Origin of the sequence: Salibacterium salarium (assembly GCF_030813635.1) — a bacterium.
Lineage (GTDB): Bacteria > Bacillota > Bacilli > Bacillales > Marinococcaceae > Salibacterium > Salibacterium salarium.
In genome coordinates, this window is sequence record NZ_JAUSUM010000001.1 from 1165962 (window position 1) to 1178911 (window position 12950).

General features: G+C 39.4%; 16 protein-coding genes and 1 other annotated feature. Of the genes, 15 read left to right on the top strand and 1 reads right to left on the bottom strand.

The genetic code is table 11. The features are described from left to right. Positions 1 to 14: 14 nt before the first annotated feature. Positions 15 to 371 (bottom strand): arsenite efflux transporter metallochaperone ArsD, encoded by a 357-nt coding sequence (gene arsD, locus J2S78_RS05535; RefSeq protein WP_306896931.1) that lies wholly within the window; start codon positions 369 to 371, stop codon positions 15 to 17. A 118-nt stretch (positions 372 to 489) separates the two neighbouring features. Between arsD and J2S78_RS05540 the strand changes: the two genes are divergently transcribed. From J2S78_RS05540 to phoU, 15 genes are all read left to right on the top strand, one after another. Then, complete coding sequence (locus J2S78_RS05540) at positions 490 to 849, top strand: ArsR/SmtB family transcription factor (protein WP_306896932.1); 360 nt, start codon at positions 490 to 492, stop codon at positions 847 to 849. 14 nt (positions 850 to 863) lie between these two features. After that, positions 864 to 2195: an arsenic transporter gene (locus J2S78_RS05545; RefSeq protein ID WP_306896933.1), complete on the top strand. Its 1332-nt coding sequence runs from the start codon at positions 864 to 866 to the stop codon at positions 2193 to 2195. Positions 2196 to 2209: 14 nt separating this feature from the next. After that, positions 2210 to 2629 (top strand): arsenate reductase (thioredoxin), encoded by a 420-nt coding sequence (gene arsC, locus J2S78_RS05550; protein WP_306896934.1) that lies wholly within the window; start codon positions 2210 to 2212, stop codon positions 2627 to 2629. 165 nt (positions 2630 to 2794) lie between these two features. Continuing rightward, entirely contained in the window at positions 2795 to 3580 is a 786-nt protein-coding gene (locus J2S78_RS05555) for a M23 family metallopeptidase (protein ID WP_306896935.1), read from the top strand. Further along, positions 3573 to 4418 carry a M50 family metallopeptidase gene (locus J2S78_RS05560; RefSeq protein ID WP_306896936.1) on the top strand — a complete coding sequence of 282 codons (846 nt, stop codon included), beginning with the start codon at positions 3573 to 3575 and terminating at the stop codon, positions 4416 to 4418. Before J2S78_RS05555 ends, J2S78_RS05560 begins: the two co-directional genes overlap by 8 nt. Before the next feature lie 18 nt (positions 4419 to 4436). Then, positions 4437 to 5939: an Rne/Rng family ribonuclease gene (locus J2S78_RS05565; protein WP_306896937.1), complete on the top strand. Its 1503-nt coding sequence runs from the start codon at positions 4437 to 4439 to the stop codon at positions 5937 to 5939. Positions 5940 to 6006: 67 nt separating this feature from the next. Further along, positions 6007 to 6078: a sequence feature (ribosomal protein L21 leader region), on the top strand. Positions 6079 to 6088: 10 nt separating this feature from the next. Further along, complete coding sequence (rplU, locus tag J2S78_RS05570) at positions 6089 to 6397, top strand: 50S ribosomal protein L21 (protein ID WP_125556619.1); 309 nt, start codon at positions 6089 to 6091, stop codon at positions 6395 to 6397. Positions 6398 to 6408: 11 nt separating this feature from the next. Next, entirely contained in the window at positions 6409 to 6738 is a 330-nt protein-coding gene (locus tag J2S78_RS05575) for a ribosomal-processing cysteine protease Prp (protein WP_306896938.1), read from the top strand. Between the two features lie 15 nt (positions 6739 to 6753). Next, complete coding sequence (rpmA, locus tag J2S78_RS05580) at positions 6754 to 7056, top strand: 50S ribosomal protein L27 (RefSeq protein WP_125557091.1); 303 nt, start codon at positions 6754 to 6756, stop codon at positions 7054 to 7056. Positions 7057 to 7260: 204 nt separating this feature from the next. After that, positions 7261 to 8001, top strand: coding sequence for an MBL fold metallo-hydrolase (locus tag J2S78_RS05585; protein WP_306896939.1), 741 nt, complete (start codon positions 7261 to 7263; stop codon positions 7999 to 8001). Positions 8002 to 8282: 281 nt separating this feature from the next. Further along, on the top strand, positions 8283 to 9296 hold the full coding sequence (locus tag J2S78_RS05590; RefSeq protein WP_306896997.1) for a PstS family phosphate ABC transporter substrate-binding protein: 1014 nt from the start codon (positions 8283 to 8285) through the stop codon (positions 9294 to 9296). Positions 9297 to 9435: 139 nt separating this feature from the next. Further along, the gene (gene pstC, locus J2S78_RS05595; protein WP_306896940.1) at positions 9436 to 10374 is read left to right on the top strand and encodes a phosphate ABC transporter permease subunit PstC; all 939 of its coding nucleotides are present in this window, start codon (positions 9436 to 9438) and stop codon (positions 10372 to 10374) included. Continuing rightward, positions 10374 to 11276: a phosphate ABC transporter permease PstA gene (gene pstA, locus J2S78_RS05600; RefSeq protein ID WP_306896941.1), complete on the top strand. Its 903-nt coding sequence runs from the start codon at positions 10374 to 10376 to the stop codon at positions 11274 to 11276. Before pstC ends, pstA begins: the two co-directional genes overlap by 1 nt. A 62-nt stretch (positions 11277 to 11338) precedes the next feature. Then, on the top strand, positions 11339 to 12121 hold the full coding sequence (gene pstB, locus J2S78_RS05605; protein ID WP_306896998.1) for a phosphate ABC transporter ATP-binding protein PstB: 783 nt from the start codon (positions 11339 to 11341) through the stop codon (positions 12119 to 12121). A 17-nt stretch (positions 12122 to 12138) separates the two neighbouring features. Then, positions 12139 to 12789 carry a phosphate signaling complex protein PhoU gene (gene phoU / locus J2S78_RS05610; protein ID WP_306896942.1) on the top strand — a complete coding sequence of 217 codons (651 nt, stop codon included), beginning with the start codon at positions 12139 to 12141 and terminating at the stop codon, positions 12787 to 12789. Positions 12790 to 12950: the final 161 nt, after the last annotated feature.

Genomic DNA, 12950 nt, shown 5'->3' on the forward strand with positions numbered 1-12950 from the left:
GGTCATTAGCTCCTTTACTTAATCGAAATGTCTATGCGGGCGGGAGAGGCTCTGTTTTCCAATAGGTCACGATTTAACCCAAACCACTCACACAACTCTTGACGGGAAGGGTAAGCATTCGTTTTAACGACTATTCCGTTGAGCACAGATACTGGTAAGATATCTGTTCCTTCTTTTTCCATCAATTCACCAATTTCAGCCTGTTGAACAAAAGGTTCAGGTTCCTGAGCAAGATTGTAACGCTGAATGTCTTGATTATTTTGCTGCAATATGTGTATATCAGTGGCGATACGTGCCAATTCCGGATCTACGTCTGGACCACATACACCAGTAGAACAGCAGAGAGCAGGGTCATAAATCTCTAATTTCATCTTCTAAGACTTCCTTTCTAAAAATAATATATTAATTTATTGACATATAATCATTTACTTATATTATAATAAATTATAGTTAAACATTTTTCAAGAGAGGAAAAGAAAGGAGGATTCGATGAAAACGATGGAGGAAATACCGATCGAAAAGGCGGCACCGATATTAAAATTGCTCGGCGATAAAACGAGATTGACGATGACAGCATTGCTCATGGAAGGCGAATGTTGCGTATGCGAGTTCACGGAAATTTTTGAAATGTCCCAGCCATCCATAAGTCAGCATTTGCGTAAGTTACGTGATGCTGGTGTGGTGTTAGAAGAAAGACGGGGACAGTGGGTTTTTTACTCGCTGAATATTGAAAATGAACTTTATTCACTAGTGGAAAGCTTAGTAGAACAGCTGCCATCTCAAAAAGGAAAACTGGATTCGCTAGAAGAAAATGGTAGTAGAGTTGTTTGGTGTGATATTCAACGATAAGGAGTTAAAGATTAATGAATGAAGTAGTGATAGCGGTACTTATATTTATCGCAACTCTCGTGTTGGTTATTTGGCAACCAAGAGGACTGTCGATTGGCTGGTCGGCTATTTTTGGTGCTGTTCTTGCTCTACTTGCGGGAGTTGTTTCATTTCAGGACGTCGGTGATGTGACGGATATTGTTTGGAACGCTACATTGACGTTTGTTGCCATTATTATCATTTCGTTAATACTAGATGAAATTGGATTTTTTGAGTGGGCGGCGCTGCATATGGCTCGTATGGCTAACGGAAATGGTTTGAAAATGTTTATTTACGTTTCTATTTTAGGCGCAGTTGTTGCGGCACTGTTTGCTAATGATGGAGCAGCGCTTATTTTAACACCGATTGTTTTGGCTATGGTGCGGGCTCTTCGATTTGAAGAAGCTATGGTATTACCTTTTGTGATGGCAAGTGGATTTATCGCTGATACAACAAGCTTGCCCTTGATAGTGAGCAATCTAGTAAACATTGTTTCGGCCGACTATTTTGGAATAGGATTTGTAGAATATGCTTCGAGGATGATTATTCCTAACTTATTTGCTCTTATCGCAAGTATTATAGTTTTGTATATTTACTTTCGAAAACAAATACCTAAAACGTATAACATGGCGGACTTGCGAGAACCAAAAGAGGCGATTCAGGATAAGAAAATGTTTAAATTATCCTGGTTTGTACTTGGTTTGTTGTTAGTTGGCTATTTCGTCAGTGAATTTATTCCTTGGACCAATCCGGTTACTGGAGATACGGAGGCTTTCCCTGTTTCTTTCATTTCTGGTGTCATTGCGATTTTCTTTCTAATAATGGCCCGAAGAAGTCAAGCAGTTGAGACGTCTTCGGTAATAAAAGGCGCACCTTGGGACATTGTTGTTTTTTCCATCGGTATGTATGTTGTTGTGTATGGTCTTCGGAATGTTGGTCTGACGGATATATTGGCTTCGGGATTTGAGTCTGCCGCCGATCAAGGGATATTTGCCGGAACGATGGTAACTGGGTTTGCGGCAGCGTTTTTGTCATCGATTATGAACAATATGCCAACTGTCATGATTAATGCTCTTGCCATTTCTGATACCGATACAATGGGGACACTAAGAGAAGCAATGATTTATGCAAATGTTATTGGCTCTGATCTTGGTCCGAAAATAACCCCAATTGGTTCTCTTGCAACGTTATTGTGGCTGCATGTGCTGTGGACAAAGGGTGTCAAAATCAGCTGGGGTTATTATTTTAAAGTCGGGATTGTCATTACAATACCCACGTTATTTATTACATTAGCCGGATTGTATATTTGGCTCTTAATTATTGGATAAAAGGAGAGCAAACAATGAGTGATAACAAAATAATGTATTTTTTATGCACAGGTAATTCTTGTCGTAGTCAGATGGCTGAAGGCTTTGGGCGCCATTTTTTAGAAGGTTGGGATGTGTATTCAGCTGGAATTGAAGCGCATGGTGTGAATGATAAAGCAGTAGAGGCAATGAAAGAAGTAGACATTGATATTTCAGATCAGTCCTCTAACAAAATCGATATGGAGTTACTTCATAACGCAGACATGGTTGTCACGTTATGTGGTCACGCAGATGACGTGTGCCCAACTACTCCACCGCATGTGACAAAAGAACATTGGGGCTTTGATGACCCTGCGCAGGCAGATGGAACAGACGCAGAAAAATGGAGCGTTTTCCAACGTGTACGTGATGAAATAGGCGAACGCATTAAACACTTTGCACAAACTACATCATAAATAACGATAGATCTAACTTCTCAAAAAGTTGTCCTCAAAGCATTTTTGCTGAGGACAATTTTTTTATCTATTCGAATAATATCTTTCTTTATGATTCATATAATGACCACAAGGAGACGAATCTAACAAGCTGTTGTTATGGTCATAAAGGGGGAAGGTATGACGATGGATAAAAACATTCACAAAGTCCGAAAGCAAATCAATAATAAAAGAAAAAAACGAGAGATGAATCGAGAACGGGAGCGTTCCTATGAGTTTTACCCTCACCACAGCGATGCACCTTATCATGAACCCGAATTTTATAAATGGCAGGAGCGAGAAGAAGGAGAAACGAAATCGGACAAGCGTCACGGTATGTGGATATTACAAAGTTTAATAGCGGCGATTGTTTTTTTAGTCGTTGGAATTTTGTTCCAATCGACTCATCCAGCTTTTGAAGGAGCTAAACAATTTGTTCACACATCTTTTCAGGAAGAGTTTCCATTTGCAACGGCCACAGCATGGTATGAAGAACGATTTGGCAGTCCGCTGGCATTCCTTCCATTTGAAACAGATCTACAAGAACCAGTCTCCCAAAGTCCTGATCATTCGCCTACAAATAATGCGGCGGTACCTGTGTCAGGAACAGTAGCAGAAAAATTTTCAGAAAATGGAAAGGGGGTTGTATTAGAAACAGACAATGATAGTTCTATTGAGGCAGTGAATGGTGGTGTTGTGATGCACACGGGCCCGCATGAGGAATGGGATCTTGCTGTTGCGATCCAGCATTATGAAGGTGGAGAAGCCTGGTACGGAATGCTTGATAATGTAGAGGTGAAACTATATGATCATGTGTCATCCGGAACAGTGATTGGGACTGTTGATGCCGAAGACGGCAGTGGTCGTTTTTCACTAGCTATGAAAGAAAATGAGGAATATATTGACCCGATGGAAGTGATTTCCATTGATTAAGCAGCTTAGCATGATTCGTTTTCATCCACTTTTCTGGGTGATGGCTGGGGCAGCTGTTTTTACCGGTTTTTTCTACGATATCATGCTATTATTCCTAATTATTTTTTTACATGAACTTGGACATGCTTTTGCTGCGATTCATTTCAAATGGCGAATCAAAAAAATCGAACTGCTCCCATTCGGTGGAATGATGGAAACGGAAGAGCATGGTAATCGACCGATTTTTGAAGAAATAATTGTTGCGGCAGCTGGTCCAGCTGTTCATGTTCCACTAATAGGTCTTTCTTTCTTATTGCTTCACACACCATTTTGGACGACCGCAGATCATACAATGTTTATTTATTATAATATTACACTCCTCTGTTTTAATATTTTACCAGTTTGGCCACTAGATGGCGGCAAGCTAATGTTTTGTTTGTATATGAGTGTTCTCCCGTATTATTGGGCACAAAAGAAAATGTGGTGGACTTCTTGTTTAGTATTGGGAGGTTTAACGGTATTATTATTTTTTTACTATCCTTTGCATTTACAAGGCTGGCTTCTATTATTATTTTTTATCATTATCCATTATACTGAATGGAAGCAGCAGCCTTACAGTTTCTTTCGATTTTTAATGGGGAAACAGACGTTGGATCACCGTCACCATACACGTTTCACAGATAAGAAAATTTCATGGCATGCCCGACCGGTAGATGCAGCAAAATATATAGGGAAAAACAAGGTTACCTCTTTTTTTATCATTGAAAATGGACAAACATTGCCTGAATCTTATATCCTTGAAGCAATCGTAAAAAAAAGAAGAGGACTGATCAAATTCATAGATCTTCTCTCCGAATGATAAAGAGGTGCCAAGGGTATGATTGATATCCTATTGAATACAGCAACCACGGAACGGCGCGGAGCTGTCAGAGAAAATGGGAAAATAAAAGAAATATTTATTGAACGACCGGCAGAAGAACGGATTGCTGGAAGCATTTATAAAGGACGCGTAAAAGATGTGCTGCCGGGTATGCAAGCAGCTTTTGTCGATATTGGACGTAAAAAAAATGGTTTTTTGTATCGGGACGAGTTAGTTGGATACAAGCTGTTAGATGAAGCTTATGAGGTAAAAGAAAAACGGAGTATATCTGAGTTTATTACTGAAGGACAAGAAGTTGTCGTGCAAGTAACCAAAGAAGAGTTTGGACAAAAAGGAGCACGTCTTACCGAAAACGTGTCTCTCTCGGGAAAATATACGGTGTATTTACCTGATGGTGGTTATATAGGCGTCTCTAAAAAAATGTCAACAGAGGATAGCCGTGAAAAATGGCGGACTCAGGCGCAAAGGATGCTTCATAACCAAGAAGGTGTCATTATAAGAACGATTTGTGAACCGTTGGCTGAAGATATCGTTGCTGAAGATATCCGTTTTTTACGTGAGGATTGGGAACGGCTGATGAAGGATGCTAAAACAAAGCGCACCCCAAGTCTTATCTATCAGGATGGTGGTATTGTCGAAAGAGTTTTGCGTGATTATCCGTTGGAACAAATTCAACAGATTATTATGGATCACCTTCCTGATGTTCAATATGTTAAACGATTATTACGTTATGAAGAAAAAGATATAGAAAAAGTAGTTCACTATAAAGGGAATGAGAATCTTTTTTCCTCTCAAGGAGTGGAAAAGGAACTGGATAAAGCGTTAAAACCGACAGTATGGTTGAAAAACGGTGGATTTCTTATGATTGAAAAAACAGAAGCGTTGACCGTTATTGATGTGAATACAGGTCGCTATACGGGCAAGCAGGATTTAGAAGAAACAATTCGAAAAACAAATATAGAAGCAGCCGTTGAAATTGCAACACAATTGCGTTTACGGGATATATCCGGTCTCATTGTGATTGATTTTATCGACATGAAAAAAGAAGAGAATAAAGAGACAGTGGTAAATACGTTAGAGCGTGAGTTAGGAAAAGATCGTACAAAAACGAATGTTGCCGGGATGAGTTCTTTAGGACTTGTCGAGATGACTCGTAAGAAAATACGAAAAGGCCTGGCAGATACATTACTGCAGGCGTGTGAACCTTGCAATGGTGCTGGATTGGTTTTTTCGGAGGAAGCGATTGCATACCAGATAGAACGTCTCCTGCATGAATATCGGGAAACAGAGGCTGAAGCGATGGTATTGGAAGTACCGAAACGAGTGTACGAATGGCTCCACGACCAAGGCGCGCAATTTTTAAGTTCGTGGGAAAATCGATATCATTTCACGTTGTTTTTATGTGGTTCCCCTTTTACTGAGAAGATAACGATTCGTTACAACGGAACAATACAAATCGCAAAGGACAGACTTGAAAGCTTAAAACGAGCTGGAGAATAAGCGGAACCGTGATTGACAGAGGGATTGGGCTGTGGTATTATTTCTTTTGTTAGTTGTTTGGTTTGCACCCAAACTTCAACCGCGCATATACAGGTTATAAGTCCGAGAGGCACCTGTGTTGGCGAGTCTAAGTCATAGGAGGTGCTGATATGTACGCTATTATTGAAACCGGTGGTAAACAGGTGAAAGTGGAAGAAGGTCAAGAGATTTATATTGAAAAACTGGACGCTTCCCAAGATGAGACTGTAACGTTTGACAACGTTGTTTTCGTTGGCGGCGATGATGTTAAGGTAGGTTCTCCTTTTGTTGATGGCGCAAAAGTCACAGGAAAAGTAGACAAACACGGTCGTCAAAAGAAAATCACGGTATTTAAATTCAAAAAAAGAAAAAAATACCGTCGTAAACACGGTCACCGTCAACCATATACCAAAGTGGTTATTGACAAAATTGAAGCATAAGGTCGACTGCCATGATTAACGTAAAGGTAGACCGCAACGATACGAAACGTATTACTGCTTTCTCCATGTCCGGTCACGCTGACAGTGGACCATATGGATATGATCTTGTCTGTGCTGGAGCTTCTGCTGTCTCATTTGGAACGGTTAATGCCATTGATGCCTTATGTGAAGTAGAGCTTGATGTGGATATGGCTGATGAAGGTGGTTACATTCATTGTGTGGTACCTGGTCATGTGACAGGGCACGTCAGCAACGAGGTGCAGTTGCTTTTAGAAGGAATGCTCGTCTCGTTGCAAACAATCGCTAATGAGTACAGCGATTATATACAAATTTCAGATTAATAGGAGGTGAGAAATATGTTGAAATTGGATCTCCAATTTTTCGCCCAGAAAAAAGGTGTAGGTAGTACGAAAAACGGTCGTGATTCGATCGCAAAACGCCTTGGACCAAAACGTGCAGACGGTCAGCACGTAACTGGCGGATCTATCCTTGTACGTCAACGCGGCACTAGCATTTATCCTGGTGAGAACGTGGGTAAAGGCGGTGACGACACGCTTTTCTCTAAAGTAGACGGCGTGGTAAGGTTTGAACGCGTTGGTAAAAAACGTAAGCAAGTGAGCGTTTACGCAAATGAATCAAAGCAGGTTCAAGAAGCGTAACGTCAAAGAAAACGTCTCATTATTTAATGAGGCGTTTTTTTATGTACATATAAATAAAAATAACGTGCGCATAAGAGGATAACGTATAATATAAACAACCATTGTCGAATGTATGCTTTTTGACAAATGTAAAAATAGCTTTCAAGGTTATATGGACAAGTTTATACTGAAAAAAGAGATAAATGTAAAAAAAGGAGGAGACAAATGAAAATCACTGTAGTAGGTTATTGGCACGCTTTTCCGGAAGCTGGAGAAGCAACATCTGGGTATTTGATTGAAGAAGATGGATTCAAAGTATTAATGGATTGCGGCAGTGGAGTTGCGTCTCAAGTACAGCACTACTGCGATTTGGGCGAACTGGATGCAGTTGTTATTTCTCACTATCATGATGACCACGTATCTGATATAGGATCGTTTCATTATTATCGTTTGTTGCAGCCTCATATTTCTACATCTCCACAAAAACCTTTTACGATTTATGGCCACAGGGAAGACTCCGAAGCTTTTGAAAAATTGTCGTTTGAAGGTAAAGTGAATACTCAAGCTTATAAAGCAAATCAATCGCTACAGATAGGCCCCTTTACGTTTCACTTTTATAAAACAACACACCCTGTTCCTTGTTATGCGATGAGAATAGAAACGCAGCATTCAACACTTTTTTACACAGCAGACACAGGATTCACAACAGAAATTGCTCAAGCAGCAGCAGGTGCAGATTTACTAATTGCTGAATCGAGCTTCTATAAAGGACAAGACAGCTCGCCATTCGGTCATATGACAAGTGAAGAGGCGGGTCAAATGGCAGGTCTTGCAAAAGTTCCAGCTTTATTGTTAACACACCTGCCACACTTTGGTGATCATAAACAACTTGTAATAGAGGCGCAAAATGAGTGTCCGGATACTCATGTCGAAACAGCATCATCTGGCTGGTCTAAAAATATATAACAACGACTTAATTTTTGGATGAAGTCTCCAATCCGCATGTAGAGGGTTGGAGACTTTTTTTATAACGAATTTCAGGCGATTTTCTTGTGTGATTTTGAAAACTATATCGGACCAATTTGATCAAAGATTTACAAGATACAATATTTATTTACAAAATCTTAACACCAGCACCATGTATGCTTAATATTCCTCTCCTATACTTGTCCTTGTGAGTGGGGAGAGGAACACACTCCTTTAAAACTATTAACCTACAGAAAAAAGAGGAGGAATTACTCGTGAGCATGAAAAAAGTATGGATGCTCTTAGCACTAGTAGCCGTTATGGTATTTGCGGTAGCTTGTGGAGAAGGAGAGACAGATGAAACCGATGATACAGGATCAACAGAGGAAGACGGTACAGAGGAAGAAACTTCTGGTGATGGTTCGGAAGAAGAAGTTTCTGCTGAAGAAGGAGAACTAACCGGAGAAGTGGCAATTGACGGATCTTCTACAGTGTTCCCGATTATGGAAGCAATCTCTGAAGAATATACAGCAGAAGAGCCAGATGTTCAAGCCCCTGTAGGAGTTTCCGGATCCGGCGGCGGATTTGAAAAATTCATCGCTGGGGAAACAGATTTAAGTAATGCTTCTCGTGAAATAAAAGATGAAGAAGCTGAGGCACTAGAGGAAAATGGAATCGATTTTTTTGAAATGCCGCTTGCTTATGATGGTCTATCGGTCGTAGTGAGTCAAGAAAATGACTTTGTTGACCATCTAACTGTGGAAGAATTGAAACAAATATGGGTTGACGGTGGCGCTGAAACATGGAATGACGTTCGCGACGAATGGCCGGAAGAGCCAATTGAACGTTTTGCTCCAGGTACAGATTCCGGCACATTTGACTACTGGAATGAAGTAATCCTTGAAGATGAAGATATTAATCGTAACGCTCAAATGTCTGAAGATGATAATGTACTCGTAACCGGTGTGCAAGGAAGTCAATATGCAACAGCATTTTTTGGATACGCCTATTACGCTGAAAACAAAGATAGTTTGAAAGTCGTTCCGGTTGATAATGGAGATGGACCAGTCGAGCCATCTGAAGAGACAATTAATGACGGCTCTTATGCTCCATTATCACGTCCTTTGTTCACTTATGTGAAAGAGGAATCTCTGCAGGAACCGCAAGTTGTTGACTACGTGAAATTCCTTAATGAGAATGCCGGTGATATGGCACTTGAAGTTGGTTATGTTAATTTAACGGAAGAAGAATATGATGAAAACATGGAAAAAATAGAAGAAGTAGCAGGAGAATAAAAAAAGAAAGGTAGGATGCCTGCATCTTACCTTTCTATTTTCCCATCATTTGTGATAGGAACGACAGCAGACCAGCTTATGCTGCAAATAAACGTTACTATGTTATCTGAAACACCGTGAAACTCAAGGGGGATGCGTGATGAAAAACAGTTCCAAAACCTCAGTAAATAAAATGATAGAAGAAAAAGCTTCAAAAAAAGGGATGACGAACTTTGCTGAAAGCTTTATGCCGAAAGTTTTTTTATTTTGTGCCATTGTTTCTATTTTAACAACAGTAGGTATTGTATTAACTCTTTTATTTGAAACATTCACTTTTTTTAGTGAAATTTCGTTCATGGAATTTATTACAAGCCCCGATTGGTATCCAATGTTTGGAGATCCAGACTTTGGGATTCGTCCCCTCATTCTAGGTACGCTTACAATAGCGGGAATAGCAATGTGTGTTGCCATACCAATTGGACTAGCCTCTGCCATTTATTTGAGTGAATATGCATCGGATAAAGTAAGACGAATTGTTAAACCAATTCTAGAAGTACTAGCAGGAATTCCTACTATTGTGTATGGTTTCTTTGCGCTCACATTTATTACTCCGATACTTCAAGCCTTAATACCAGGTCTGTCCATTTATAATGCACTAAGCCCTGGATTAGTAATGGGGGTAATGATTATCCCTATGGTTGCTTCGTTATCCGAAGATGCAATGAGTTCCGTTCCTCAATCAATGCGAGAAGGAGCATTTGCGCTAGGAGCAACGCGATTTGAAGTGGCTGCAAAAGTAGTACTCCCGGCAGCTCTTTCCGGAATAATAGCTTCGTTTGTTTTAGCTATTTCAAGAGCAATTGGAGAAACAATGATTGTTACGGTTGCCGGAGGAGCAAACCCAACTACTGATCTTGATATTACATCTTCTATGCAGACAATGACTGCTTATATCGTACAAGTAAGCTTGGGAGATGCAGGGTTTGGAACCACCGTATACTACAGCATATACGCGGTTGGTATGACCTTATTTATATTCACTCTAATTATGAATATTGTTGCTCACTTCATCTCGAAACGATTTAGGGAGGTATATTGATGAAAGTTGCTGAACAAGAAGCACTAAATAAATCAGAGCGGGTAGGAAAAACTGCAAAATTATCCGGCCGACAATTAAAAAATAAAATATTTAAAGGGTTATTCATTGGAGCAACAGGTTTTAGTATTTTAATGCTCTTGATATTAATCATTCGGATATTGACTCAAGGACTTGGTTATTTAGATTGGGATTTATTATCATCCTATGCGTCAAGAAATCCAGAAGACGCCGGTATTTTATCAGCATTTGTAGGTACCATTTGGCTGATGGGAGTGACTGCTCCTATTTCTTTTATATTAGGAGTCGGTACAGCTATATATTTAGAAGAATACGCAGGAAAAAATCGATTTACTGCGTTGATCCAAATGAATATTTCCAACTTAGCTGGTGTACCTTCGGTTGTGTTCGGACTGCTGGGATTAACAATATTTGTTCGTGAAATGTCTCTAGGACGCAGCGTAATAGCTGGCGGGTTAACAATGGCTCTCTTGATTCTGCCGATAATTGTTGTCGCTTCTCAAGAGGCAATACGCTCTGTTCCAAATAATCTTAAAGAAGCTTCATATGCAATGGGAGCATCCAATTGGCAAACAGTCTATCGAGTTGTACTGCCAGCGGCTATACCCGGAATTTTAACAGGAAATATTTTAGCCTTGTCTCGTGCTATTGGTGAAACAGCACCGCTGATTATGATAGGGGCACTGACTTATATTGCCTTTTTACCAGAGGGATTATTGTCTCAATTTACTGTAATGCCGATTCAAATCTTTAATTGGACGAGTCGGCCTCAAGAAGAATTTCATCTTGTCGCTGCCTCGGGGATTATTATTCTATTACTCATGCTATTGATAATGAATTCAGTTGCTGTGTGGATACGTAACAAATTTCAACGTCGATTTTAAAAAATAAAGAGGTGTTAATGATGCTAGCAAGTGAAGATAAAAGTAAAGTAGACATGAACGACATGATTCAAAGAGATACAGAAGAAGACAGACAATCTGTGTATAGGGTGGACGAATTAAATCTTTGGTATGGAGAAGACCAAGCATTAAAAAACGTCGAAATGGATATACCGGAAAATCAAGTGACAGCTATTATCGGTCCTTCCGGGTGTGGGAAATCAACGTTTATAAAAACACTTAATCGTTTAACAGAGATGGTTCCATCAGTTAAAACAACAGGCGGTATTTATTACAGAGACCAAAATATTTTTGATAAAAAATATAAAGTAGAACTCCTTAGAACCAAAGTGGGAATGGTTTTTCAAAATCCAAACCCATTCCCTAAATCCATTTATGAAAACATTGTATATGGTCCAAAAATTCATGGGATAAAAGATAAAAAAGTGTTAGATGAAATCGTTGAAAATAGTTTAAGAGGGGCTGCGTTGTGGGATGAAGTGAAAGATCGCCTAAAAGAAAACGCATTTGGACTTTCAGGTGGACAACAACAACGTCTTTGTATAGCTAGATGTCTTGCTGTTGAACCAGATGTACTGCTTATGGATGAACCAACGTCGGCACTTGATCCGATTTCAACCCTTAAAATCGAAGAGCTCGTTCAAGAGTTAAAAAAGAATTACAGCATTATTATTGTAACGCACAACATGCAACAAGCCGGAAGAATTTCAGACAACACTGCTTTTTTTCTTAACGGAGAAGTGGTGGAGTATGATAAAACGTCCAAGATTTTTTCATCTCCGGAAGATAAACGTACAGAAGATTATATTTCCGGAAGATTTGGTTAAAAGGAGGGCGTTTCATTATGGGGGTAAGAGGGTCGTATGAGCAAGAATTAAATCAGCTAAAAAAAGATTTGTTTGTAATGGGAGAACAAGTCATACAAGCCTTTTCTGCGTCTATTAATCTATTACAAACACAAGACAAATTAGAAATGGAACAATTAATTGAGAACGATGCGAAAATTAATCAAGCAGAACTGACAATTCATGATGATGCCACGATGATGATTGCCAGGCAGCAACCGGTGGCAACTGATTTACGAACTACGATTGTAGCTTTAAAAATATCCAGTGATTTAGAGAGAGTTGGAGATCTAGCAGTTGATATTGTCAAAGCTTCAAGACGTATGGAAGAAAAAAAGAATGAAGAAGAAATTAATGCGATATTAGAAATGGCAGAAGTGGCACAAGACATGTTAAAGAAGGCAATGCTTGCTTATCAGGAGAGAGATATGATGAAAGCTCAGCAGATTGCCACCATGGATGACACCGTTGATAAGAAATATCGTCTTTATATTCAAAGTCTGTTTACCCTTACGGATGAAACGAATGCTGAGCAAACGACCCAATTAGCTTTTATAGGAAGATATGTTGAAAGAATAGCAGATTACGCAACAAACCTTGCCGAATGGATTGTGTATGAATCAAGTGGTAAACATTTTGATTTAAATTAATAATTATAGAAGAAAGTTGTCCGATAGAGTGGATGTTTTCACTTAACGGGCAATTTTTTTATGTTGGAAGAAAAAACTGGATCTTTTAGAAGAAGTATTTTTTAGTAATATAGGTATATATAACTGGTTAATTAGTCACTATCCGCAAAAAAGAAGTGCTA